Here is a 24,474-nt window from a genome sequence, read left to right on the forward strand (position 1 = left end):
AGAGGTATGACGATGTCCAGACGCAATACTGACGCTATCACCATTCATAGCATTTTGGACTGGATCGAGGATAACCTGGAATCGCCGCTCTCCCTTGAAAAAGTGTCAGAGCGTTCAGGTTACTCCAAATGGCACCTGCAACGGATGTTCAAAAAAGAGACCGGCCATTCATTAGGTCAATATATTCGCAGCCGCAAGCTGACGGAGATTGCCCAGAAACTGAAAGAAAGCAATGAGCCGATCCTTTATCTGGCGGAGCGTTACGGATTTGAATCGCAGCAAACCCTGACGCGTACGTTCAAGAACTATTTTGACGTGCCGCCTCATAAGTACCGAATCACCAGCGTGCCGGGCGAATCCCGATACCTGTATCCGTTAAAACACTGTAGTTAATCATCGCCTGTCACAGACGTAACCGAGGAAATCATGAAAGTTATCGCCTCCGCCGCCCTCGCCTCGCTGGAGCTGTTCTCCAGCCAGACCTTCGCGGAGCAAACCCCTCGTGCAACGCAGCAAAATAATCCTGATACGATGATTTTGCCGTCCGCACATGACCAGTCGCCCTATGATTTCAACCACATGGGTGCTGGTAGCGACAAATCCGACGAATTAGGCGTGCCTTATTATAATCAGCACGGCTTCTGATTCGTTTTTGCCCCGCAGACGCGGGGCTTTTTTTATGCCTTTTCGCTTACCCGCGTCGTCCGACGAACCCGCAGACCAAACACGTTAATGTACAGCCCGGCCATGATCAGCACGGCACCCAACAGCTGCAGCGCGCTCAGCGTTTCATCCAGCAACATCGCCGCACTGGCAAGCCCTACCACCGGCACCAGCAGAGATAACGGCGCGACGCGCCAGGTCTCATAACGCCCCAGCAGCGATCCCCAGATCCCGTAGCCCACAATGGTGGCGACAAAGGCCAGATAGACGAGAGACAGGATCGTGGTCATATCGATGTCGACCAGACTGTTCAGCATCACCGCCGGACCGTCCAGAATACTCGACGCCAGCAGAAACGGGATAACCGGGATCAGTGCGCTCCACACCACCAGCGACATCACCGCCGGGCGCGCCTCGTGCTGCATGATCAGCTTGTTGAAGATATTTCCGCAGGCCCAGCTCAGCCCCGCCGCCAGCGTCAACATAAACCCGAGCAGCGCCACGTGCTGTCCGTTCAGGCTGGCCTCGATCAGCACCAGTACGCCAAACACCGCCAGCGTGATCCCCGCCAGCTGTTTGCCCTGCAGGCGCTCGCCAAACACAAACGCCCCGAGAATAATGGTAAAGAACGCCTGCGCCTGTAACACCAGCGAGGCCAGACCCGCCGGCATACCGAACTTGATGGCGCAAAAGAGAAACGCGAACTGGCCAAAGCTGATGGTCAGACCGTAGCCCAGCAGCAGTTTAAAGGGGATCTTTGGACGCGCCACAAAGAAGATGGCCGGGAAAGCGACCAGCATAAAACGTAAGCCGGCCAGCATCAGCGGCGGCATGTTGTGCAGCCCCAGCTTAATGACCACAAAATTGAGCCCCCATACTACGACCACCAGCAATGCCAGCAGCCCGTCTTTCCGCGTCATATCCCGCCCCTGAATTATTAATAATTTGTTAACACTTCAAGGTAACAGAAAAAAGTGCGTCACGAGAAGATCATTATTTCTGGCAGGCAGCTGAAGCACTTAGGGATAAATCGGGTGCTATACAAGCCCCTTATGTCATGGTAATCCTGTTAACACACATCGAATAAAAGCATAAGCAACTGTCGGGCAGGAATATGAAACCATCTCTCAGGCGCTCAACCGCAGCGCTGCTGGCATCGTCATTGTTGTTAACCATCGGTAGAGGGGCAACGCTGCCGTTCATGACCATCTATCTCACGCGCGTCTACAGCATGAGCGTCGAGAATATTGGTTATGCCCTGACCGTGGCGCTGACCATTGGCGTGGTGTTCAGCCTGGGATTTGGCATTCTGGCCGATAAGTTTGATAAAAAACGCTACATGCTGATCGCCATCGTAGCCTTTATCGCCGGATTTGTGGCGATCCCGCTGGTCAATAACGTCACGCTGGTGGTGCTGTTCTTTGCGCTGATCAACTGCGCCTACTCCGTCTTTTCGACGGTGCTGAAAGCCTGGTTCTCCGACGTCCTCACCTCCAGCCAGAAGGCGCGGGTCTTTTCGCTGAACTACAGCTTCCTGAACATTGGCTGGACGGTCGGCCCGCCGATTGGCACCCTGCTGGTGATGTACAGCCTGCAGCTGCCGTTCTGGCTGGCAGCCTTCTGTGCCGCCCTGCCGCTGGGCTTTATCCACTTCTTTGTGCAGAAAAGCGTGGCGTTAGATACCGCCGAGGAGAAGACGCCGTGGCAGCCGTCGGTCTTGCTGAAAGACCGCGCGCTGTTCTGGTACACGCTCTCTGGCCTGCTGGCGTCGTACGTGGGCGGGTCGTTCGCGAGCTGTATTTCGCAATACGTTCTGGCCGCGCATGCGGACAGTGATTTCGCCGAAAAGGTGGTCGCCGTGGTGCTGCCCGTCAACGCCGCCGTGGTGGTAACGCTGCAATATGCGCTGGGCCGTAAGATCTCAGCCAGCAATATCCGCCCGCTGATGTCCCTCGCCACCCTGTTTTTTATCGTGGGGCTGGGCGGCTTTATGCTCTCCGGGGAAAACCTGGTTTACTGGGGTATCGCTGCCGCCATCTTTACGCTGGGTGAGATTATCTATGCCCCGGGTGAATACATGCTGATTGACAACATTGCGCCACCGGGAATGAAGGCGAGCTATTTCTCCGCGCAGGCGCTGGGCTGGCTCGGCGCGGCGGCAAACCCGATGATCACCGGTATCATCCTGACCAACCTGCCGCACTGGTCGCTGTTTGTGATTATGATGGCCGCGATTATTGTGGCGTGGCTGATGATTTTGCGCGGGATGAGCGTGAAGGCATGGTGCGAGTCACCCAAAGCGGCGTAGCAAATGTAGGCCGGGCAAGGCGAAGCCGCCACCCGGCAAAAGCAAAAACCTAGTGGTGCAACATCTCCTCCACCACCTGCTCTTTATACATCTCGTTCGGATAATAGGTCGGCCAGTTATCCATCTCTTTCAGCAGCGCCTCGTGGGAGGTATTGCCCATGAAAATATGGAAGTGCGAAGAGGCCTTCGGGCCGATGGTATGGTCGCTGAACTGGACGAACTTCGGCGCCTTGCTGCTGGCGTCCTTGCACTCAAAGAGATAGCGCACGCCTTTCTTGCCTGACGCGTAGGTCAGAATTTTGTAGCCGCTGTAATCATACTGGCAGCGGCTGACCGTTTTCCCCTGATGGAACTCCATCACGTTATTTTCGATACCGATGGCATCCACGTCCGTCGCATAACCCGTGCGGTAGTAGGCTTTCACCTCATCAAAGGATTTGCTTTTATCCTTCTGCGCTTTCTGCTTAAAGACCGGATCCAGCGAACCATCGAGCAGGAACGGATAGACCGACTGCCAGGTGCCGTCCCAGTCAGACAGCGCTCTGTCCTTCACGTCTTTATCCTCAAACACGCCGTTCGCCGCTTTCTGTTCTGCTTCGGTCATCTGGTGACCGTGCGAGTGAGCAAACAGCTGGCCGCTGACCAGCAGCGCCCCCAGAGTCATGGCAAATTTCCCAATATGTGCAGCCAAAGTAACGCCCTCATTCCGTTTTATAAGAATAAAGATGTTATATTATAACATTTCAGATCGCAACCAGCCCGCGAACGCCCTCCTGCTCCATATTTTCACCCCGCCCGCGCTGAATAATCGTGCCGCGCGACATCAGCAGATAGCTGTCGGCCAGCTCGGCGGCAAAGTCGTAAAACTGCTCAACAAGCAGGATCGCCATGTCGCCTCTGTTTGCCAGGGTGCGGATCACGTGGCCGATCTCTTTAATAACGGAAGGCTGTATGCCTTCGGTCGGTTCATCCAGGATAAGCAGCCGCGGACGACTCGCCAGCGCGCGACCAATCGCCAGCTGCTGCTGCTGACCACCCGAGAGATCGCCCCCGCGACGGTGCTTCATCTCTTTGAGCACCGGGAACAGCTGCCAGATCTCCTCCGGCACCTGCTTCGCCTCGCGGGCGGAAAACCGCGATAGCCCCAGCAGGAGATTCTCCTCCACGGTCAGGCGCGGAAAAATCTCGCGTCCCTGCGGGACATACGCCACGCCAGACTGCACCCGCTGGTGCGGTTTGCTGTGGGTAATCGTTTTCCCCTGCCAGATGACCTCCCCGGTTTTCGCCGGGATCAGCCCCATCAGACACTTCAGCAGCGTGGTTTTCCCCACGCCGTTGCGCCCCAGCAGACAGGTGACTTCGCCGGTGATGGCCTCAAAGCTCACGCCGCGCAGGATATGGCTTCCGCCGTAATACTGATTCAGTTCGTTGACCTGTAGCATTCCCTCTCCTTAACGTCCCAGATAGACCTCAATCACCTGCTCGTTGGCCTGCACGTCGCGAAGCGACCCTTCCGCCAGCACCCGCCCCTGATGCAGCACGGTCACATGGTCGGCAATCGTTTCAACAAAGCCCATATCGTGCTCCACCACCATCAGGGAGTGTTTGCCCGCCAGCGTTTTGAACAGCTCTGCGGTGTATTCCGTTTCCGCGTCGGTCATTCCGGCGGCGGGTTCATCCAGCAGCAGCAGATGCGGGTCCTGCACCAGCAGCATGCCGATCTCCAGGAACTGTTTCTGTCCGTGGGAAAGCAGCCCGGCCCGTCGGTCGCGCTCCGCGCTAAGGCGCAGCAAAACCAGCATCTCGTCAATGCGGTCACGCTGCTCGCCGTTGAGTTTTGCCCGCAGGCTCGCCCAGACGGACTTATCGGTTTTCATCGCGATCTCAAGGTTTTCCCACACCGTCAGCGCTTCAAAAACCGTGGGCTTCTGGAATTTACGCCCGATGCCCTGGCGGGCGATGGCCGCAGGCTCCAGCGCGGTCAGGTCGATGGACTGATCGTAAATCGCCCTGCCGCTCTTTGGCCGCGTTTTGCCGGTGATGACGTCCATCAGCGTGGTTTTACCCGCCCCGTTGGGGCCAATCACGCAGCGCAGCTCGCCCACGCCGATATTCAGCGAGAGATCGGTCAGGGCCTGAAAACCATCAAAATTGACGTTAATGGATTCAAGCTGAAGTACAGGGTCAGTCTGGTCCCGGTAGCGATCGCCGGGCAGCTGGCGGGTAAATAATCCTTCCGTTGGCTGCATTATTTCTCTCCCTTACGCAACAGACCGTAGACACCGCGCGGCAAGAACAGCGTGACGGCGATAAAAATCAGCCCCAGAAACAGCTGCCAGTACTCCGGCATCGCGACGGTGAAGAAACTTTTCGCCCCGTTCACCAGCGCCGCGCCAATCACCGGCCCCACCAGCGTGCCGCGCCCGCCCAGCGCCACCCAGATGGCGGCCTCTATCGAGTTCGTCGGCGACATTTCACCGGGGTTAATAATGCCGACCTGTGGGACGTACAGCGCCCCCGCCAGACCGCACAGCACGGCAGAAAGCGTCCACACCAGCAGCTTGAACCCGCGCGGATCGTAGCCGCAAAAGGTCAGGCGGTTTTCGGCGTCGCGCACGGCGGTAAGGATGCGGCCAAACTTGCTCTTCGCCAGCGCAAACCCGGTGCCCAGGGCCAGAAGCAGCAACAGCACGGTCGCCAGGAACAGCGCGATGCGGGTGGTCGTTTCCGTTACCGAAAACCCGAGCAGCGTGGTAAAACCGGTAAAGCCGTTATTGCCGCCAAACCCGGTTTCGTTGCGAAAGAACAGCAGCATCCCGGCATAGGTCAGCGCCTGGGTCATAATCGAGAAATAGACCCCTTTGATCTTCGAGCGGAAGGCAAACCAGCCAAACACCAGCGCCAGCAGGCCCGGCACCAGCACAATCAGCACCAGCGCCCAGGCAAAGTGCTGGGTGCCCCACCAGAACCAGGGCAGCTCGCTCCAGGAGAGAAACGACATAAACGCGGGCAGACCGTCACCTGCCGCCTGGCGCATCAGGTACATGCCCATCGCATAGCCGCCCAGGGCGAAGAAGAGGCCGTGCCCAAGGGACAGCATGCCGGCGTAGCCCCACACCAGATCCAGCGCCACCGCCACGATGGCATAGCAGAGGATCTTGCCAATCAGCGTCAGCATCCAGGTCGACAGCGCCAGCGGATGCGTCGCAGGCAGTAAGGCGAAAAACGGCAGTATCAGCAAACACACCACCAGCAGGCTGCCCGCTATCTGCGTGGTGCGTGGCGCTTTGCGCGCCAGCGTTAAGGTCAGCGGCTGGCTCATCAGTCAATCACCCTCCCTTTCAGCGCAAACAGCCCCTGCGGGCGTTTCTGAATAAACAGCACGATCGCCACCAGAATCACGATCTTGCCCAGTACCGCCCCCATCTGGGGTTCAAGGATTTTATTAAAGATCCCCAGCCCAAACGCCGCGGCCACGCTGCCTGCCAGCTGGCCTACGCCTCCGAGCACCACCACAAGGAAGGAGTCGATGATATAGCCCTGGCCCAGCTCAGGCCCGACGTTACCGAGCTGCGATAGCGCCACGCCGCCTAACCCCGCAATCCCGGAGCCAAGCCCAAACGCCAGCATATCGACGCGCCCTGTCGGTACCCCGCAGCAGGCGGCCATGCTGCGGTTTTGCGTCACCGCCCGCACGTTAAGCCCCAGACGGGTTTTGTTCAGAATGAGCCAGGTGAAGAACAGCACCAGCAGTACGAAGCCCAGCACCACGATGCGGTTCCACGGCAGCGTCAGGTTGGCAAAAACCTGCACCCCGCCGGAGAGCCATGCCGGGTTCGCCACCTCGAGGTTCTGGGCGCCAAAGGTCATGCGCACCAGCTGGATAAGCATCAGGCTGATGCCCCACGTCGCCAGCAGCGTTTCCAGCGGACGACCGTACAGATGACGGATCACCGTGCGCTCCAGCACCATTCCAATGCCCGCCGTCAGGCAGAACGCGACCGGCAAGGCGATAACGGGATAGAGTGCCAGCCACTGGGGCGCAAGCCCGGCCATCGCCTGCTGCACCATCCAGGTGGCATATGCCCCCAGCATCAGCATCTCGCCGTGGGCCATGTTAATCACGCCCAGCAGGCCGTAGGTGATAGCCAGCCCCAGCGCGGCCAGCAGCAGTACCGACCCAAGGGACAGCCCCATAAAAGCCTGGCCCAGCAAATCGCCCCACATCAGGCGGTGCTGGATCTGGCTAAGACTCTCTTCTGCGGCCGCGCGCACCGCGCTATCCGGCTCCGTCTGTGGCTGGGTAAACGGGGTGAGCCTGGACTGCACGTCCGGATCGTCTGACTGGCCTAACAATTCGACGGCCTTGCGGCGCACTTCCGGCTGCGGGCTGGCCAGCTGGAGATTCGCGACCGCGAGCAGCAGCGCCTGACGTGTCACGGCGTCCGTCTCATCGTTCACACGCTTTTCCAGAAAAGCGAGCATCCCGGGCTGGGCATCGCGCTGCAGCTGACGCGCCGCCGCCCGCCTTTCGGTGACACTGTCACTCACCAGCTGATGCGTGGCGATGGCGGTTGCTGCCAGCACGCGCAGCCGATTCGTCAGGCGCACGGCTTTGGTTGGGCCCTCTGCCGTCTGACTGTCCCCTAGCGGGATGACGTTGCCATCGCGTTGTGCAAAGGCGTGCTTTTGCGTATCGACGTAGAGATTTTCCTTTTGCAGCGCCTCAAGGAGCGGCAGTCTTGACGCATCCGGCGCGGCGGCCCACTGCGTCAACAAATCCGCCTGCTGGCTGCGGCTGGCGGCAACAAAACGATCGGCATCCGATGCCTGCACCATCCCTGGCAGCAGTCCGGAAAGCCATACAAGAGCGATGAACAGGCGCATGGCGTTCATGACGTTTCTCCCTGCGGTAATGGCTTAGTTGCTGGCGGTTTTCATCGGCTGGTCGGGTTTTTTATCATTCCCGGCGATGAACGGGCTCCACGGCTGGGCGCGTACCGGCTGTTCGGTCTGCCACACCACGTTAAACTGACCGTTGCCTTCAATTTCACCGATCATGACCGGCTTGTGCAGATGATGGTTGGTGGCATCCATGGTGAGCGTAAAGCCTGACGGCGCCTTAAAGGACTGACCGGCCATCGCCGCACGCACTTTGTCCACATCGGTAGTGCCCGCTTTTTCCACCGCCTGCGCCCACATGTGAATACCTACGTAGGTGGCTTCCATCGGATCGTTAGTTACGACGGTATCGGCGTTCGGCAGCTTGTGCGCCTTCGCATAGGCTTTGTAATCCGCTACAAACGCCTGGTTAGTCGGGTTATCCACGGACTCAAAGTAGTTCCAGGCTGCCAGGTTACCCACCAGCGGTTTGGTGTCGATCCCGCGCAGCTCTTCTTCACCCACGGAGAACGCCACCACCGGCACGTCCGTCGCCTTCAGCCCCTGGTTAGCCAGCTCTTTGTAGAACGGCACATTGGAGTCGCCGTTGATGGTCGACACCACGGCAGTTTTGCCGCCCGCGGAGAATTTTTTGATGTTGGCGACGATGGTCTGGTAGTCGCTATGGCCAAACGGGGTATAAACCTCTTCGATGTCCTTATCCTCCACCCCTTTCGAATGCAGGAACGCGCGCAGGATCTTATTGGTGGTGCGCGGGTAAACGTAATCGGTGCCCAGCAGGAAGAAGCGCTTCGCCGCGCCGCCGTCTTCGCTCATCAGGTATTCCACCGCCGGGATGGCCTGCTGGTTCGGCGCCGCGCCGGTATAGAAGACGTTTGGCGACATTTCCTCGCCCTCATACTGCACCGGATAGAACAGCAGGCCGTTCAGCTCCTCGAAAACCGGCAGTACGGATTTGCGCGACACCGACGTCCAGCAGCCGAATACCACCGCCACTTTATCCTGGCTCAGCAGCTGACGGGCCTTCTCGGCAAACAGCGGCCAGTTTGAGGCCGGATCCACCACCACCGGCTCCAGTTTCTTGCCCAGCACGCCGCCTTTGGCGTTGATCTCATCGATGGTCATCAGCGCGACGTCTTTCAGCGGGGTTTCGGAGATGGCCATGGTGCCGGACAGCGAATGCATGATCCCCACCTTGATGGTATCGGCCGCCTGCGCGCCAAAACTCATCCCCATCGCCACGACGGACGCGGATAACGCAAAAGCTTTTAATAAGGTACGACGCTGCATATTTTCACTCCTGAAAAAGAACGCTGTGCGAAAACGTCCGGTACGGCGTGGACGCGGAAAAAAAGTGTCAGCGAAGCAGGAGCAAAAAGAGTGCCAGAATGGAGATAGCGCTATTTCTGGGAGGGGAACGCCGGATGTAAAGAGAACGACTCAGAATGGTACAGCGCTGCACTTTTATAATGCAGCGCCGTATAACGGGGTTACCAGACTTCGCTGGCGATCTGCGTGACCAGCCGGACTTTGTCCCACTGCTGGGCTTCGCTCAGGCTGTTGCCCTCTTCGGTCGAGGCAAAACCACACTGCGGGCTAAGGCAAATCTGCTCTTTCGCCACGTATTTCGCCGCCTCCTCAAGACGGGCTTTAATTCCCTCCGGATTCTCCAGCTCGCCGTTTTTTGTAGTGATAAGACCCAACACCACCTGCTGTTTGCCCGGGCGAACAAAGCGCAGGGGCGCGAAATCCCCGCTGCGGTCGTTATCATATTCGAGGAAGAAGGCGTCAACGTTGACCGTTCCGAACAGCACTTCCGCTACCGGCTCGTAGCCGCCTTCGGAAATCCAGGTGGAACGGAAATTGCCGCGACAGACGTGCAGTCCGATGGTCAGATCGTCCGGCTTGCCCTCCAGCGCCTTGTTCAGCACGCGGGCATAGATGCGCGCCAGCTCATCGGCGTCGTCGCCGCGCTCGCGGATCTGACGGCGCTGGTCGTCCGAACAGAGATAGGCCCAGACGGTGTCATCCAGCTGCAGATAACGGCAGCCCGCGTCGTAGAAGGCCCGGATGGCATCACGCCACGTGGTCGCCAGGTCATCGAAATAGACGTCAAGGTCCGGATAAACGGTCGCATCAATGTCTTTGCGACCGCCGCGGAAGTGCAGCACGCTTGGGCTCGGAATGGTCATTTTTGGCTGGGCGTTACCGCTGATGCTTTTCAGATAGCGGAAATCGTCCAGCATCGGGTGCTCGCCAAAGCCCAGCTTGCCGGTGACGCGCACACCGTGGGCTTTGGTTTGCACGCCGTTAAACTGGATGCCCTGCTGGGAATCGTAACGCTCAACGCCCTGAAGACCGTCGAAGAAGTCGAAGTGCCACCAGGCACGGCGAAACTCACCGTCGGTCACCACATGCAGGCCGCACGCACACTGCTGCTCGACGACGTGGCGAATGGCCTCGTCCTCCACCGCGCGAAGCTGCCTGGCATCAATCTCACCGCTGGCAAATTTCAGGCGAGCCTGCTTGATAGCATCCGGGCGTAAAAAACTGCCGACTACGTCGGCGCGGAACGGGGCGTGGTGTCGTTGCATGGAAATCTCCTCAGTCTGCCGGCAATAATTGCCCGCAGTGATAATTCATCATTTGAAGCTTTAGACTTCTGGATGTCTAAATGTCCAAAAACAATGTCATACCTCATCGGTGCCGGCAAACGAGAAAATTTCACGGGTGTTGAAAAAAATTCATCTTCACAGCGCGGCGACGGACGCCTCGCTGGCAAACGCGTAGCGTTCATCTTCCCAGCCGGTGATCCCACCGAGCATGATTTTGACCGGCAGCCCGAGACGGGCCAGCTTCAGCGCGGCTCTGTCCGCGCCGTTACAGTGCGGCCCGGCGCAGTAGACGACAAACAGCGTCCCTTCAGGCCATTGGGCCATGCGCTCAGCGGTCATCTGGCTCCACGGCATATGCAGAGCGCCCGGCACATGGCGACGGGCAAACTGCTCCGGGCTCCCCACCACGTGCAGCAAAACAAAGTCCTGCTCATTATGCGTGATGGCATGATGCACATCGGCGCAGTCGGTTTCGACGCTCAGGCGACGCAGAAAATGGGTAACGGCTTCCTGCGGTTCGGCAGCCGGAAATTCAGTAACATAGCTCATGATCCTTCCTCATCTTTGGCGTTTGTGTTAACACTACTCTATCCACAAATTCAGCTCATGAATGCGCTCGCTTATGCCAGAAAACAGCAAAAAGATGACAACGTTAAGACAGATTGCCCGCCCGAAGGTGGTGGTGCTGGCGTATGACGGTCTGTGTACCTTTGAGTTTGGCGTGGCGGTGGAAATCTTCGGCCTGCCGCGCCCCGAGCTGGGCGACGACTGGTATCGTTTTGCCGTGGCAAGCGTTGATAACGGTGAGCTTCGGGCGACAGGCGGGATCCGCATCATTACCGATGGCGATCTCTCCCTGCTTGCGTCTGCCGATCTGATCGTGGTGCCGGGCTGGCGGGGGCTGGACTCGCCGGTCCCGGACGCGCTCTGCAACGCATTACGTCAGGCCAGCGCGCGGGGCTGTCAGCTACTCTCCATCTGCTCGGGCGTATTTGTGCTGGCCGCCTCCGGTCTGCTCAACGGACGCAAAGCCACGACGCACTGGCGCTACATTGAGACGCTTAAAGCCCGCTACCCTGACATCGACGTGGTCGAGGATGTGCTCTACCAGGACGAAGGCGAGATCCTGACTTCCGCAGGCAGCGCGGCGGGGATCGATCTCTGTCTGCACGTCGTGCGTCGGGATTTCGGGATGGAAACCGCCAACAGCGTGGCGAGGCGGCTTGTCATTCCCCCTCACCGGGATGGATCTCAGCCGCAACAGCTGAGCCGCCCGGTGGCGCAGCTGCGGGAAAGCCAGCGCCTCGGTCAGCTGTTTGATTTTCTGCACACGCATCTTACCGAGCCGCACAGCGTCGACTCGCTGGCGCGTCGTGTCGGTATGAGTCAGCGCACGTTTCTGCGTCGCTTCGAAGCGGCAACGGGAACGACGCCTGCCCGCTGGTTACTCAATGAGCGCCTGCTGCGGGCGAAAGATTATCTGGAAAGCAGTCGTTTAAGCATCGACAGCATCGCGGAACAGACCGGGTTTGGTCAGGCATCGACGCTGCGTCATCATTTTCGCCAGCAGTTCGCGATTTCCCCGGCCCAGTACCGTAAACAATTTTCTCATGCCGGTACTGCCCGCTGAGGCGGCAGTCTTTTGGTTTCGCTGGAATACGGAGAACCTGATGGTCACCACACACGTTTTTATCGCAACCAGTCTTGATGGCTACATCGCCCGACACAATGAAGATATCGACTGGCTGCTGCAGCGCGATGACCCGAATGAGGATCATGGCTACACGGCTTTCATCGCGGACAAAGACTGGATCGTGATGGGCCGGGGGAGCTATGAGAAGGTGCGGACCTTTGAGACATGGCCTTATGACCGGCCCGTACTGGTGCTCTCCCGACAGCTGGCCGACACGCCCGTACCCGACGCGCTGAGGGGCAAAGTACAGTTTTCCGGCCGCACGCCAAAGGAGGTGCTCGACGATCTGGCGAGGCAGAACGCCCGTCGCGTCTATCTCGATGGTGGGCAAGTCATACAGTCGTTCCTGCGAGAAGGACTGGTGGCCGATATGGTGATCACAACCGTTCCTGTCCTGCTCGGTTCGGGAAAATCGCTGTTTGGCGCCCTTCCCGGGGATATCGATTTGACGCTGGTCTCCAGCCGCTGCTTCCCCTCGGGTCTGGTGCAGTCGCACTATCGGGTGACGCCATAACCCCACGGCCAACACCGCTACGTTATGCGCAAAAAAAACCGCCAAAAATTGGCGGTAAATGCTTGCATGGATAGATTTGTATTTTGGTCTCTACGTCCCGACACTCCATGGCCGGGCTGCGGATCCCATACAACCTAACACTCGTTGTCTTAACGAAGGTTAAACAGCCTTTTTAACCCGCACTGGTAATGTTCTCTGATGAGATGCAGCGCGCCCGAAATCATACTCTTTGACATTCCCTTTGCGCTAATTTGAACTTTTGAATAATAACCATAATAAATAATCGGCATCATTAAGCCGCAACGTTATTCGGCGGCGACCTCATGGTTAAAAAAGGTTTATCTCTCGTGATGCTTATCTGTGCCCTCTTTTCAGGCCAGCTTATGGCCGGGCACAAAGGACATGAATATCTGTGGGTAAAGAATGTGGATCATCAGCTGCGTCATGAAGCCGATAGCGATGAATTGCGAAGCGCGGCGGAGGAGTCGGCGGAGGGTTTGCGCGAACACCACCTGTGGCAGAAATCGCGCAAACCGGACACGCACGTTCGGTAGTTAGCTGCCCTTGCGTTTTGGCAGGGTTTTCATCAGATCGTCCGGGCTGACGGACGCCACAATACTGCCGGGCTGCGGCATTTTGAAGATGTGGTTTTTCATCTTGCCAATCACATGCATTTCGCACGGACGGCAGTCAAATTTGAGGGTCAGCACTTCGTCACCGTTTACGAGCTGCATAGGCGTGGCCTTCCAGCTCTTGATGTTGCCTTTCGCCTGCTTAGGACACAGGTTAAACGCGAAACGAAGGCAGTGTTTGGTGATCATCACCGGCACATCGCCCTTCTCCTCATGCGCCTCATAAGCCGCGTCGATCAGCTGCACGCCGTGGCGATGATAGAATTCACGCGCTTTATGGTTGTAGACGTTGGCGAGGAAGGATAAATGCGTATCCGGGTAGACGGGCGCAGGAACGGTTTCCGCTTTACGGCTAGCGCGCGGGTAGTTCGCCAGGCGCGCGTCATCCAGCATCTCGGCGGTTTCACGGCGGAACTGGTTGAGCAAACTGTTCGGCACAAACAGGGCATCCGGCAGGTTGACCTCAACGTTGCGGGCGTAGTAAATCGTCTGCCCCAGCTTTGCGACGCCATCCTTCAGGCTGTTGCGCGCTTTCTCTGCGTTGTTTGCCACCTCGAACAGGCCATCAAGCGTATGCGTTACGCTGATGCCGTCTTCACAGGTCATGGTCAGAATCAGCTGCTCTTCCCAGCCGCCCAGTTCAATATCCACCGCGATACGACGCTCGCTGGAGGTTTTCAGCAGCGCCTGCTGCCAGTTATGATCGAGGTTACGGTTAAGCGCCGCGTTCGGCCGCGCCTTGTAGAGATCGGCCGGCATTTCATTCGGCCATACGCGGTAGCGGTTCTCACCGGTTTTCTCCACCGTGTTGGCGCGGAAGCCCACGACCTCACGCTTAATCATCACGTTAAGGCCATCGCCGTTCGCCAGCGGCTCCGTCACCGCAACATCAAGGTGATCTTTCGCCACTTTCAGCACTTCACCCACCGGCAAACCGATAAACTTCGGTGAGTCAAACGCGCCGATATCCCCTTTACGGGCGTTCACGAAATAGTCCGTGCTGCCGCGGTGGAACGTTTTGTCCGTCGACGGAATAAAGAAATGCTCGGTACGACCGGCCGACGCGCGCGCCAGGTCACCGCGATCTTCGATGATGGCGTCCAGCATCTGGCGATAGTGCGCGGTGATATTCTTCACGTAGCTCATATCTTTATAGCGCCCTTCAATCTTGAAGGAACGCACGCCCGCGTCGATCAGCGCGCCCAGGTTGGCGGTCTGGTCGTTATCCTTCATCGAGAGCAGGTGTTTTTCAAATGCCACCACGCGGCCCTGGTCGTCTTTCAGGGTATACGGCAGACGGCAGGCCTGAGAGCAGTCGCCGCGGTTGGCGCTGCGGCCCGTCTGCGCGTGGGAAATGTTGCACTGGCCGGAATAGGCCACGCACAGCGCGCCGTGGATGAAGAATTCAATCGTCGCGTCTGTCGCCTGGTGAATATCGCGGATTTGATTCAGGTTCAGCTCGCGCGCCAGAACGATCTGCGAAAAGCCGACGTCGGAGAGGAACTTCGCCTTCTCTACCGTGCGGATATCACACTGGGTACTGGCGTGCAGCTCAATGGGCGGAATATCCAGCTCCAGCACGCCCATATCCTGAACGATCAGGGCATCCACCCCGGCCTGATAGAGATCGGTAATCAGACGTTGCGCAGGCTCCAGCTCATCATCATGAAGAATGGTGTTCAGGGTGACGAACACCTTCGCCCCGAAACGGTGGGCGAACGGCACCAGCTCAGCAATATCGCTCAGGCTGTTGCTGGCGTTATGGCGGGCACCGAAGCCCGGGCCGCCAATGTAGACGGCATCTGCGCCATGAAGGATCGCTTCACGGGCAATGGCGGCGTCACGGGCCGGGCTTAAAAGTTCAAGATGATGGGATTGCAGGCGCATACTTCGTCGTTATCCGTTATGGTCAAAATGGCGGCTATTGTAGTCAGAAGTCTGCGTCAGCGAAACAGTTTTGCGTAGCCTCAGCGGGGATAATGAATGAGGGAGTGAAAATGCACCGCCCGGTCGCTGCTGTTGCGGTAGGCGTGCGGTTTATCGCCGGCAAAACGGACGCCGGAATCGGCTGAAATCGTCTGCCACTTGCCCTCGAGCTTCATCTCCAGCTCGCCACTGACCACCACCACATGTTCAATCACCCCCGCCTCATGCGGCGTGGATTCACTCAGGGCGCCGGGGGCCAGGGTAATGGAGAAATAATCAAACCGGAGCGCCTCGTCCCACGGAAAGAGCGGCTTGACGACCATCGCCTGCTGCTGCGGGTCAAACACCGCCTGCCGGTCCGCCTCCGGTGTGATGAAAGCGGAAAACGGCACGTTCAGTCCCGTGGCAATTTTCCACAGCGTCGACACCGTGGGGCTGGATTCATTTCGCTCGATTTGCCCGAGCATGGCCTTTGATACGCCGGTTTCGTCAGCCAGCTTCGACAGGCTCCAGCCCCGTGCCTGGCGTAATGTTTTCAGTGTTGCTGCAAGGTGTTGTGTGATGTCCATATTTCCTCCTGAAGACGAGCATACCACTTGTACGCTATAACGCACAGTGCTACCTTACTGTGGACGTTATAACGCACAACGGAGTTTTCATGCGCCCTTCCTCTCATCTTATTCCAGTCGCACTGGCTGGATTTGTCGCCGTGCTGGTGGGCTACGCCAGCTCGGCAGCCATCATCTGGCAGGCCGCCGCCGCGGCAGGCGCCAGCGCGCAGCAGATTGCGGGCTGGATGACCGCGCTGGGGATTGGGATGGGCATCAGCACGCTGGCGCTCTCCTGGTGGTACAAAGCGCCCGTACTGACCGCCTGGTCGACGCCCGGCGCGGCGCTGCTCGCCACCAGCCTGCACGGCGTCACGCTGGCGGAAACCATTGGCGTGTTCATCTTTGCGAACGCGCTTATTTTGCTCTGCGGCGTTACCGGGCTTTTCGCCCGTCTGATGACGCTGATCCCCCATTCGCTTGCTGCCGCCATGCTGGCCGGGGTACTGCTGCAGTTTGGCCTGCACGCGTTTGCGAATCTTGAGGGACACTTTCTGCTGTGCGGCAGCATGATTGCGGCGTGGCTGATCGCCAAAGCGCTGTCGCCGCGCTATGCCATCGTGGTCACGCTGCTGGTGGGCGGTATGGTGGCATGGGCCGGTGGTGACGTTGTCACGGATAAGCTCACGCTTTCACTGGTGATGCCCGAATTTATTGCGCCCGCCTTCACCTTCACCAGCCTGGTGAGTATTGGCTTGCCCTTCTTCCTCGTGACCATGGCCTCGCAAAACGCGCCGGGGTTCGCCACGATGAAAGCCTCCGGCTACCCGCTGGCGGCCTCACCGCTCATCATCGTGACGGGTGGACTGGCGCTGCTGTTTTCTCCGTTTGGCGTCTTTTCTATCTGCATTGCGGCCATTACCGCCGCCATTTGTCAAAGCCCGGATGCACATCCGGACGCGGATAAACGCTGGCTGGCAGCCATCGCAGCCGGCGGGTTTTATCTGCTGGCGGGAATTTTCGGTGGCTCTATTACCGGGCTGATGGCCGCCCTGCCGCTCAGCTGGATCCAGACGCTGGCCGGTCTGGCGCTGCTGGGCACCATTAGCGGGAGTTTATATCAGGCGCTGAGTCACGAGGCGGAGCGCGACGCGGCCATCGTCACGTTTCTGACGACCGCAAGCGGCGTCACGATCCTGGGCATCGGTTCGGCATTCTGGGGGCTGGTGCTGGGCGGAGTATGCTACGCCCTGTTTTCACGCGCTCGCCGCGCGTAGCTGCGACGGCGTCATGCCCGTCGCGCTGCGAAAGCGGTTGCTGAAGTGGCTGGCGGAGTTAAACCCGCAGGCCAGCGCAATGTCCGTCAGTGGCATGGAGGTATGCTGCACCAGCTCTTTCGCCTTGACCATTCGCCTGTGCATCACGTACTGATGCGGTGCCAGCCCCGTCGACTGGCGGAACATGCGGGCAAAATGGTATTCGCTGAGGGCAGCCTGCGCCGCCAGCTCGGCCAGCGTCAGGGGCTGCCCCAGGTTCTCTTCGATAAAGGCGAGGACGTTGCGCAGCACGAACGGCGATAACCCTCCCGTAACGACCGGCAGCTTCCACTGCACGTTTGAGTAGTTTTGCAGCAGATGGGTCAGCAGCAGCGTGGAGGCCGTGCTCAGGGTAAGCTGGTTGGCGTGCTGCTGCCAGTCACAGCCCAGTAAAAACTGGCGATACAGCGTGGTGATCTTCGGGTCGCTGCCAAAAATACGCTCGTCCAGGGTCAGCGAAAGCGGCCGCTTATCCCAGATTTTTTCTCCCACGTCGCGCAGGTGTTCATCGGTGCAGTAGAGATGCACAAACGACAGGTCATCGCGGATATCCCACGTCGATTCGCTCTCTTTGGGCATCAGGCAGAAACGGTCCGGCCCCCCGCCGTTCTTCCAGCCTCCTGGCGTTTTTTGATAGCTTTCGTAGCCGTCCGCCACGTACAGGCTGAGGGTATGATGGTTGCTCTTTACGGTGATCGTGTCGTGCTTGTTGTACCACGCGGCCAGCTGAATACCCGAATTCAGCGAGACGGTTTCCCGCAGGACTGCATTCTGTTGGCAAAGCGTTTCAAAGGTATCGTAAGCGTGAGACATAACCGTTAGCGCGTGAAGAATTGGAATATCAGTCTAAGAAGAGTTGCCGCCCGTTGCCAGTCCCTCCAGAAGAAAAAAGCGCAAGATTTTGCAAGTCTGCCGCAAGCGGGTGAAAGCCCGTTACGCAGCTCAGCGTCATACTGCGGGCTTCCGCGGTTTAAGAAGAGACAACTATGAACGCATTATTATACGGACTCGTGGTCATTATCTGGGGAACCACCTGGATTGCGATTTTCCTGCAGCAGGGCCCCGTCGCGGCGCCGGTGTCCATTTTCTGGCGCTTCGCCGTCGCCAGCCTCACCATGATGGTGGTGTTACTCGCCCTGCGTCGCCTGCGCACGCTGGCGCTTCGGGATCATCTTTTTTGCCTGCTTCAGGGATGCTGTGTTTTCTGCTTTAACTTCTGGTGTTTTTACACGGCAGCGGCACATATCAATACCGGGCTGGAGTCGGTGATCTTCTCCATGGCGGTGCTCTACAACGCCATTAACAGCTTTATTTTCTTCGGACAGCGCCCGCCCGCGCGATTCTGGACGGCGGCGGCACTGGGGCTGGTCGGGATTGTCACCCTCTTCTGGGACGACCTGCTGGCCAGCGGCTGGAGCGCGTCACTCCTGACGGGCATTGGCCTTTCCGCACTCGGCACGTATGGGTTCTCGCTGGGTAATATGATCAGCATGCGCCATCAGCGCAGAGGCCTGGAAACCATGACCACCAACGCCTGGGCGATGCTCTATGGCACGCTGGTGATGGGCTGCATTGCTCTGTTCAGAGGCGATAGCTTTGTACCGGAATGGACGGTGAGCTATCTCGGCGCGCTGGTGTATCTGGCCCTGTTTGGCTCGGTGATTGCGTTTGGCGCCTACTTCACGCTGGTGGGACGTATTGGCCCGGGCAAAGCGGCCTACAGCACGCTGCTCTTTCCGCTGGTGGCGCTCTCCATCTCCACGGTGTATGAAGGCTACGTCTGGCATGTCAACGGTATCGTGGGATTAGTGCTGATTCTGGGAGGAAATATGGTGATGTTTACCAAACCGGAAACCTGGTTCAGACGCTTACGAATGGCATAAATAAAAAGGCCTGCATTACGCAGGCCTTTTTATTTTATTTTGCGGTCTTTTTCACATCAAACATGGTGGCGTCCGTCGCCATGTCATCAACAACCTGCTTCAGCGTCGCAAAGGTCATTGGTGTGTTTTCGTTATTCAGCTCTTTACCTTCGCCTTTACGTACCACCTTCATGACCGGTTTGTTGGTGGCCGCATCGATCAGCTCGCCTTCAAAGAAGAGATGCGTATCCATGGTGCGGTGTCCGGTTGCCATCTGCGTCCCGGCAACCACCAGCGCAACAGGCACCACTTCATAGAACTGAAGCCCCTCTTTCTGCGAACTCACCCCGGTAATCGCGCCACGGAAAATCAGGCTGTGTTTACCCGGCGTGGTGACAACTGGCTTACGCGTACCAATCGCCGTTTTCATTTTGTTATTGGTGTAATTCAACAACTCATCAAGCGTTTTTTGCCCAATTTGCGTGGTGGGTTTTGGCGTTGGGTAATAGGTAATTGGTGTCCAGAGAATACTGTCGTAGTTAGCTTCATTATAAGAAGGATCGACCCAACGCAGCGTTGGTTTTCCCGTCGCCGAGGTCGTTTGCTGCAAGCCTGAATAATCTTTTAAAAAGCCGGAGTATTGTTCCGGAGCGGCGACTTTTGAAGAACAGCCCGCCAACGCCAACAGACCAGTAAGCACTGCAACTTTAAAAAAAGTTTGAGTACGCATGATAGTTTTCCATGTTATCTGCAAGTATGCATTTGAAGTTATAGCAAAAGTCTGGCGGGTTTGTTGTGACAAAAAATGATGCCGGGAGCACAAATTGCAAAAAGATTGCCCGGACGCATGCCGGGCAGTGAAAAATTACTGATTTATATCCACTTGCCAGAACAGATGTTTGCCAAACGGATCGATTTCATAGCCTTTCACCTCCTTGCGCACCGGTTCGAAAATCGTTGAATGCGCAATCATCACCGCAGGCATCTGGTCATGCATCATCTGCTGAGCCTGTTTATACAGCGCCACCCGTTTATCATGATCGGTTATCGATTTGGCTTCAGCAACGATCTTATCAAACGGCTTATAGCACCATTTCGCCGAATTTGACCCACCGTTCGCCGAGGTGCAGGTAAAGAGCGGGCCGAAGAAGTTATCCGGATCGCCGGTGGCCGTCGTCCAGCCCATCAGCGCGGCCTGATGTTCCCCGCCCTTCACACGCTTAAGGTATTCGCCCCACTCGTAGGTAACGATTTTGGTCTGTACGCCAATTTTCGCCCAGTCCGCCTGAATCATCTCCGCCATGCGTTTCGCATTCGGGTTATAGGGCCGCTGGACCGGCATCGCCCATAAATCGATGCTGACGCCGCTGGCAAAGCCGGCCTCTTTCAGCAGCGCTGTGGCTTTTTCAGGATCGTAGTCGTAATCCTTAAGCTCGCTGTCGGCGCTCCAGACGCCCGGCGGCAGCAGGTTCTTTGCCGCCGTTCCGGTACCGTGGAACACCGCGTCAATAATGGCCGGTTTGTTGATGGCCATCGCCAGCGCCTGACGGACTTTTACGTTATTCAGCGGTGGTTTTTGGGTATTGAACGCCAGAAAACCGGTGTTCAGTCCGGCTTTGCTCATCAGGTTGATATCTTTATTGGCCTTCATGCGCGGCAGATCGGCCGGGTTCGGGAACGGCATCACCTGACATTCGTTCTTCTCAATTTTGGCAAAACGCACGGAGGCATCCGGGGTGATGCTAAACACCAGCCTGTCCAGCTTCGATTTCCCCTGCCAGTAGTCGGCAAACGCCGTGAACAGGATCCGGGAATCCTTCTGATACTGCGCCAGCTTAAACGGCCCGGTGCCAATGGGCTCCATATCCACCTTCTCCGGCGTGCCCGCTTTCAGCATCGCGTCGGCATACTCCGCCGAAAGGATTGAGGCAAAATACCAGGCCAGATCGGCGACAAACGGCGCTTCCGGGTGCGCCAGGGTAAAGCGCACGGTGTGGTCATCGACTTTATCAATGGCGGTTATCAGGCTGCCGAACTCCAGGCTTTCGAAGTTGGAGTAGCTGCCGTTAGAGACGTTGTGGTAGGGATGATTCACGTCTTTCTGGCGCATAAACGAGAAAATCACGTCGTCGGCGTTAAAGTCGCGGGTTGGCGTGAAGGATTTATTGCTCTGGAACTTCACGCCCTGACGCAGATGGAAGGTGTAAACCTTGCCGTCGTCGCTCACCTCCCAGCGCTCCGCCAGGCTCGGCACCAGCTCCGTGGTGCCGGGTTTGAAATCGACCAGACGGTTATAGACCGGCACGGCGCTGGCGTCGACGCTGGTTCCCGAGGTGTAAAGCTGAGGGTTAAAGTTTTCCGGCGATCCTTCGGAGCAATACACCAGCGTTTTTGCAGCGACGGCGGAACTGACCGTGAGTGCCGCGAGCGCCAATGTGAAAGTTGTGAGTTTGCTTGTCATCATTTATTCCTGTCTTTTTAATTCGACGGCTAATTAATTCTTTTGCCATTTCATAAATAACATTAAAGTGAAGTGGCAAACACCCGAAAAATAAATAAGGAACAAATCACTATGGGCTCGCCGCTTTCCAGACAATTAACGCACCGTTTTTTCCGCTATCTCGCGATCACCAGCCAGAGCGATCCCAGAGTCAAAACTCTGCCCTCAACGCCGGGCCAGCACGACATGGCGCGCGAGCTGGCGCAGGAGCTGGCACAGCTGGGGTTAGACGACATTGTGATTGATGAATTTGCCACGGTAACGGCGGTAAAAAAAGGCAACGTGCCCGGTGCGCCGCGCATCGGCTTTATTACCCATATTGATACCGTCGACGTGGGACTTTCACCGGATATTCATCCACAAATATTAACGTTTACCGGTGAAGATCTCTGTCTGAATAAAGAGAAAGACATCTGGCTGCGGGTAGAGGAGCACCCTGAAATTCTGGCTTATCCGAACGAGGAGATTATTTTCAGCGACGGAACCAGCGTATTGGGTGCCGATAATAAATCGGCGGTCACGGTGGTCATGACGGTGCTGGAAAACCTGACGGCGGAACATCAGCATGGGGATATCGTCGTGGCGTTTGTGCCTGACGAAGAGATCGGCCTGAACGGTGCAAAAGCGCTCGATCTTAAGCGCTTTGACGTCGACTTCGCCTGGACTATCGACTGCTGCGAGCTGGGGGAAATTGTCTACGAAAACTTTAATGCGGCAGCCGCTGAAATCCGCTTTACCGGCGTGACGGCGCATCCGATGTCCGCGAAAGGCGTGCTGGTGAATCCCCTGCTGATGGCGACTGACTACATCAGCCATTTTGACCGCCAGCAAACGCCCGAGTGCACCGAGGGACGTGAAGGCTATATCTGGTTTAACGGCATTCAGGCCGGACAGAACGAGGCCGTTCTTAAGGCCAATATCCGCGACTTTGACAAGGAGCGCTTTGCCGCGCGCAAGCAGCAGATTGCCGACGTGGCCGCGCTGATTGCCGCCCAATATCCGACGGCCAGCGTGGACTATCGCATTGAAGATACCTACAGCAATATCAGCAATGCGATTGGCGAAGACCGACGCGCCATAGATCTGATGTTCGAGGCGATGGAATCGCTCGGCATCACGCCGAAACCGACGCCGATGCGCGGCGGCACCGACGGCGCGGCGCTCTCGGCTAAAGGGCTACTCACCCCGAACTTCTTCACCGGGGCGCATAACTTCCACTCGAAGTTTGAATTCCTGCCGCTGTCGTCGTTTGAGGCGTCTTATAAGACTGCCCTGCAGATCTGCCTGCTCGCCGCCCGTTAAGCGGGCTTGCGTGCCAGCATCGTGGCAAAGCGCAGCTTGATGCGGTTGCCGTTTTCATCGGTGCGGTGCAGTTCGCCAACGTCTTCGTTGTATTTGAGCAACTGCCAGCCTTCATAGTAGTTGCTCAGCTCACCGCTCCTGAACGCAAACGGGAAGCCGACCGTGCAGGGGTAGTCTGCCGTATCCATGGCGGCAACGATCAGATTGTAACCGCCCGGCGTCGTGCAGCGCTGCATATTGGCGATAAGGCCCGGGATGGTTTTTGCCTCCAGGAACATCAGCACCACGGTAGAGAGAATAAAATCGTACTGGCCGTCAAAGCTCAGGTTGTTCAGATCCTTAATCGCGGTATGCAGATTAGCGATCCCTTCTTCCGCCTTGATGCGCTCAATATTGTCGATGCTCATCGGGTTCTTGTCCCACGCGGTGACATCGTAGCCGTTGGCTGCAAGATAAAGGCTGTTACGGCCGTTGCCGCAGCCCAGATCCAGCGTTTTACCGGGCTTCACAATCTCCGCGCTGTACAGCACTTCTGAATGGGTACGGGTTAAGCCATATTTCTCAGTGAAGTAATTCTCATCGACGGTCATTATTGTTCCTCGGATTGCATAAGCTGCGCTTTATCAGCACGAACCAGAAGTTTGCCCTGAAGCAGCAGAATCAATGTACGCACCAACAGCCACCCAATAATCGCGTTGGTGAAGATAAACAGCGGCACGGCAATGGCGTGAAAAAAGCCCGTCGGACTGCTTTGTCCCAGATGCAGACCCGTGGTTGCCAGGGCCGATACGCCAAAGGAAAAACTCCAGAATGAGGCATTGAACGGCTGGGACAAATACCATGGCATCAGGCGGAGCATAAATAGCAGCTGCAGCAGACCATAGCCGAACAGCATTTTCGCAAACGTATCTGCCTGACCGCCATTTACGCTGAACCAGGCGCTACATGCCACCAGCGCGGGCGCCAGTTGAATACCCAATGAAGTACGCAGTGCGGAGGGCAGTTCTCCTGCACTACGAAGACGCTGAAGAATAACCGGTTCCAGGCTGAGCCAGGAAAAGACGCCTGCGCCAAGGAAGACTAACCCTGCATCGTTGAAGCCCAGGGCACCGCATGCCATCGCGCTGATAAAATTATTCGCCACCGTAGGCAGATATAATCCAGGCGTGGTCGCCTCTTGCGGATGTTTCCCGCGCCATAACCCGGCGCTTTGCCAGGCGGAGTATGCAAGCTGCACCACCACGCCAATGCCAAACAATGCCAGTGACACCGCGCGAAACCAGGGGACAAAACCGATGGCGACCAGCATCGTGGTGGCCGGGAAAAGGCTGACAAAACTGCTCATCACCGGGTGTCGCATCTCTGCCAGCACGCTGCGGGGGAAACGGATCGCGCGCGTCACAAACGCGACCGTTAAAAGAAACCAGCATATCAGCGCAAGGGCTACGAGGCCCTCACCCGGCCAACGCGTCACTGGCCAGAGGGTGCTGGCGTATCGCCAGGCGAAACCCATCCCGATGATGCCAAGCACCATGCCAAAATACCCTGCGGGCAAGTTAAGTACCTGTTGGGGTTTGTTAAATTTATTCATTTATTTTAATTTTTAAAATGTATTTTAAATGCCATTTTAAGCGGTTTCTGCAGCGGATGCCAGCGAAACGAACAGCCGAAAATTTGCTACGTTTAGTTGAGA

Annotated in this window: 25 protein-coding genes; 9 read left to right on the plus strand and 16 right to left on the minus strand. The window is 57.3% G+C overall.

The genetic code is table 11. From position 1 onward, the window contains the following. Positions 1–12: 12 nt before the first annotated feature. Positions 13–393, plus strand: coding sequence for an MDR efflux pump AcrAB transcriptional activator MarA (marA, locus tag ACVCAM_RS05330; RefSeq protein WP_008502237.1), 381 nt, complete (start codon positions 13–15; stop codon positions 391–393). 33 nt (positions 394–426) lie between these two features. Beyond that, the gene (gene marB / locus ACVCAM_RS05335; protein ID WP_407223345.1) at positions 427–645 is read left to right on the plus strand and encodes a multiple antibiotic resistance protein MarB; all 219 of its coding nucleotides are present in this window, start codon (positions 427–429) and stop codon (positions 643–645) included. 32 nt (positions 646–677) lie between these two features. Here marB and eamA read toward each other — a convergent pair whose 3' ends face one another. After that, positions 678–1,583: an O-acetylserine/cysteine exporter gene (gene eamA, locus ACVCAM_RS05340; RefSeq protein WP_407223344.1), complete on the minus strand. Its 906-nt coding sequence runs from the start codon at positions 1,581–1,583 to the stop codon at positions 678–680. A gap of 194 nt (positions 1,584–1,777) precedes the next feature. On the opposite strand from eamA, the gene ydeE reads away from it, so the two are divergent. Further along, positions 1,778–2,971 (plus strand): efflux MFS transporter YdeE, encoded by a 1,194-nt coding sequence (ydeE, locus tag ACVCAM_RS05345; protein ID WP_023292430.1) that lies wholly within the window; start codon positions 1,778–1,780, stop codon positions 2,969–2,971. Positions 2,972–3,020: 49 nt separating this feature from the next. Here the strand turns inward: ydeE and zinT are convergent, their stop codons facing one another. From zinT to ACVCAM_RS05385, 8 genes are all read right to left on the minus strand, one after another. Then, positions 3,021–3,662: a metal-binding protein ZinT gene (zinT, locus tag ACVCAM_RS05350; RefSeq protein ID WP_023344133.1), complete on the minus strand. Its 642-nt coding sequence runs from the start codon at positions 3,660–3,662 to the stop codon at positions 3,021–3,023. Positions 3,663–3,714: 52 nt separating this feature from the next. Further along, on the minus strand, positions 3,715–4,413 hold the full coding sequence (gene urtE / locus ACVCAM_RS05355; RefSeq protein WP_008502242.1) for an urea ABC transporter ATP-binding subunit UrtE: 699 nt from the start codon (positions 4,411–4,413) through the stop codon (positions 3,715–3,717). A gap of 9 nt (positions 4,414–4,422) precedes the next feature. After that, complete coding sequence (urtD, locus tag ACVCAM_RS05360; RefSeq protein WP_031275252.1) at positions 4,423–5,220, minus strand: urea ABC transporter ATP-binding protein UrtD; 798 nt, start codon at positions 5,218–5,220, stop codon at positions 4,423–4,425. Further along, on the minus strand, positions 5,220–6,293 hold the full coding sequence (gene urtC / locus ACVCAM_RS05365) for an urea ABC transporter permease subunit UrtC (protein WP_023327457.1): 1,074 nt from the start codon (positions 6,291–6,293) through the stop codon (positions 5,220–5,222). The genes urtD and urtC overlap by 1 nt, the downstream gene beginning before the upstream one ends. Next, complete coding sequence (gene urtB, locus ACVCAM_RS05370) at positions 6,293–7,867, minus strand: urea ABC transporter permease subunit UrtB (protein WP_023327456.1); 1,575 nt, start codon at positions 7,865–7,867, stop codon at positions 6,293–6,295. Before urtB ends, urtC begins: the two co-directional genes overlap by 1 nt. Positions 7,868–7,891: 24 nt before the next feature. Next, positions 7,892–9,163 (minus strand): urea ABC transporter substrate-binding protein, encoded by a 1,272-nt coding sequence (gene urtA / locus ACVCAM_RS05375; protein WP_008502246.1) that lies wholly within the window; start codon positions 9,161–9,163, stop codon positions 7,892–7,894. Between the two features lie 200 nt (positions 9,164–9,363). After that, on the minus strand, positions 9,364–10,467 hold the full coding sequence (locus ACVCAM_RS05380; RefSeq protein WP_095442199.1) for a cobalamin-independent methionine synthase II family protein: 1,104 nt from the start codon (positions 10,465–10,467) through the stop codon (positions 9,364–9,366). A gap of 156 nt (positions 10,468–10,623) precedes the next feature. After that, positions 10,624–11,037 (minus strand): rhodanese-like domain-containing protein, encoded by a 414-nt coding sequence (locus ACVCAM_RS05385; protein WP_008502248.1) that lies wholly within the window; start codon positions 11,035–11,037, stop codon positions 10,624–10,626. Between the two features lie 73 nt (positions 11,038–11,110). Here ACVCAM_RS05385 and ftrA point away from each other — a divergent pair, with 73 nt between their 5' ends. The 3 genes from ftrA (at position 11,111) to ACVCAM_RS05400 (ending at position 13,249) form a co-directional block, all read left to right on the plus strand. Continuing rightward, positions 11,111–12,118, plus strand: a complete 1,008-nt coding sequence (gene ftrA / locus ACVCAM_RS05390; RefSeq protein WP_126307149.1) for a transcriptional regulator FtrA — start codon at positions 11,111–11,113, stop codon at positions 12,116–12,118. Positions 12,119–12,158: 40 nt separating this feature from the next. Then, positions 12,159–12,695, plus strand: a complete 537-nt coding sequence (locus ACVCAM_RS05395; RefSeq protein WP_407223343.1) for a dihydrofolate reductase family protein — start codon at positions 12,159–12,161, stop codon at positions 12,693–12,695. 323 nt (positions 12,696–13,018) lie between these two features. Further along, positions 13,019–13,249 (plus strand): DUF2554 family protein, encoded by a 231-nt coding sequence (locus ACVCAM_RS05400; protein ID WP_008502251.1) that lies wholly within the window; start codon positions 13,019–13,021, stop codon positions 13,247–13,249. Here ACVCAM_RS05400 and ACVCAM_RS05405 read toward each other — a convergent pair whose 3' ends face one another. Together ACVCAM_RS05405 and ACVCAM_RS05410 are read right to left on the minus strand one after the other, a co-directional pair. Beyond that, a complete protein-coding gene (locus ACVCAM_RS05405) occupies positions 13,250–15,214 on the minus strand; it encodes a peptidase U32 family protein (protein WP_025911165.1) in 1,965 nt (654 codons plus the stop codon). It lies immediately after the preceding gene. A gap of 80 nt (positions 15,215–15,294) precedes the next feature. Further along, positions 15,295–15,822, minus strand: coding sequence for a helix-turn-helix domain-containing protein (locus tag ACVCAM_RS05410; RefSeq protein ID WP_248261489.1), 528 nt, complete (start codon positions 15,820–15,822; stop codon positions 15,295–15,297). Positions 15,823–15,911: 89 nt separating this feature from the next. Between ACVCAM_RS05410 and ACVCAM_RS05415 the strand changes: the two genes are divergently transcribed. Next, positions 15,912–17,078, plus strand: coding sequence for a benzoate/H(+) symporter BenE family transporter (locus tag ACVCAM_RS05415; RefSeq protein WP_123922426.1), 1,167 nt, complete (start codon positions 15,912–15,914; stop codon positions 17,076–17,078). On the opposite strand, the gene ACVCAM_RS05420 is transcribed toward ACVCAM_RS05415, so the two are convergent. Continuing rightward, on the minus strand, positions 17,058–17,930 hold the full coding sequence (locus tag ACVCAM_RS05420; protein WP_023292442.1) for a helix-turn-helix transcriptional regulator: 873 nt from the start codon (positions 17,928–17,930) through the stop codon (positions 17,058–17,060). The two genes, ACVCAM_RS05415 and ACVCAM_RS05420, sit on opposite strands and share 21 nt — an antisense overlap. Positions 17,931–18,103: 173 nt before the next feature. Here ACVCAM_RS05420 and ACVCAM_RS05425 point away from each other — a divergent pair, with 173 nt between their 5' ends. Further along, complete coding sequence (locus ACVCAM_RS05425) at positions 18,104–19,000, plus strand: DMT family transporter (protein WP_008502257.1); 897 nt, start codon at positions 18,104–18,106, stop codon at positions 18,998–19,000. A 34-nt stretch (positions 19,001–19,034) separates the two neighbouring features. On the opposite strand, the gene ACVCAM_RS05430 is transcribed toward ACVCAM_RS05425, so the two are convergent. Together ACVCAM_RS05430 and ACVCAM_RS05435 are read right to left on the minus strand one after the other, a co-directional pair. Next, positions 19,035–19,709, minus strand: coding sequence for a DUF3313 domain-containing protein (locus ACVCAM_RS05430; RefSeq protein WP_008502258.1), 675 nt, complete (start codon positions 19,707–19,709; stop codon positions 19,035–19,037). A gap of 135 nt (positions 19,710–19,844) precedes the next feature. After that, complete coding sequence (locus ACVCAM_RS05435) at positions 19,845–21,440, minus strand: ABC transporter substrate-binding protein (protein ID WP_106105917.1); 1,596 nt, start codon at positions 21,438–21,440, stop codon at positions 19,845–19,847. A gap of 111 nt (positions 21,441–21,551) precedes the next feature. On the opposite strand from ACVCAM_RS05435, the gene pepT reads away from it, so the two are divergent. Continuing rightward, complete coding sequence (pepT, locus tag ACVCAM_RS05440; protein WP_045335805.1) at positions 21,552–22,781, plus strand: peptidase T; 1,230 nt, start codon at positions 21,552–21,554, stop codon at positions 22,779–22,781. Here pepT and tehB read toward each other — a convergent pair. Both tehB and tehA read right to left on the minus strand, forming a co-directional pair. Then, positions 22,778–23,371, minus strand: coding sequence for a tellurite resistance methyltransferase TehB (tehB, locus tag ACVCAM_RS05445; RefSeq protein ID WP_045353998.1), 594 nt, complete (start codon positions 23,369–23,371; stop codon positions 22,778–22,780). The genes pepT and tehB overlap by 4 nt on opposite strands. Then, positions 23,371–24,372, minus strand: coding sequence for a dicarboxylate transporter/tellurite-resistance protein TehA (gene tehA / locus ACVCAM_RS05450; RefSeq protein WP_407223342.1), 1,002 nt, complete (start codon positions 24,370–24,372; stop codon positions 23,371–23,373). The genes tehB and tehA overlap by 1 nt, the downstream gene beginning before the upstream one ends. Between the last annotated feature and the right edge of the window lie 102 nt (positions 24,373–24,474).

It is taken from the genome of Enterobacter sp. CFEC122, from assembly GCF_052983755.1.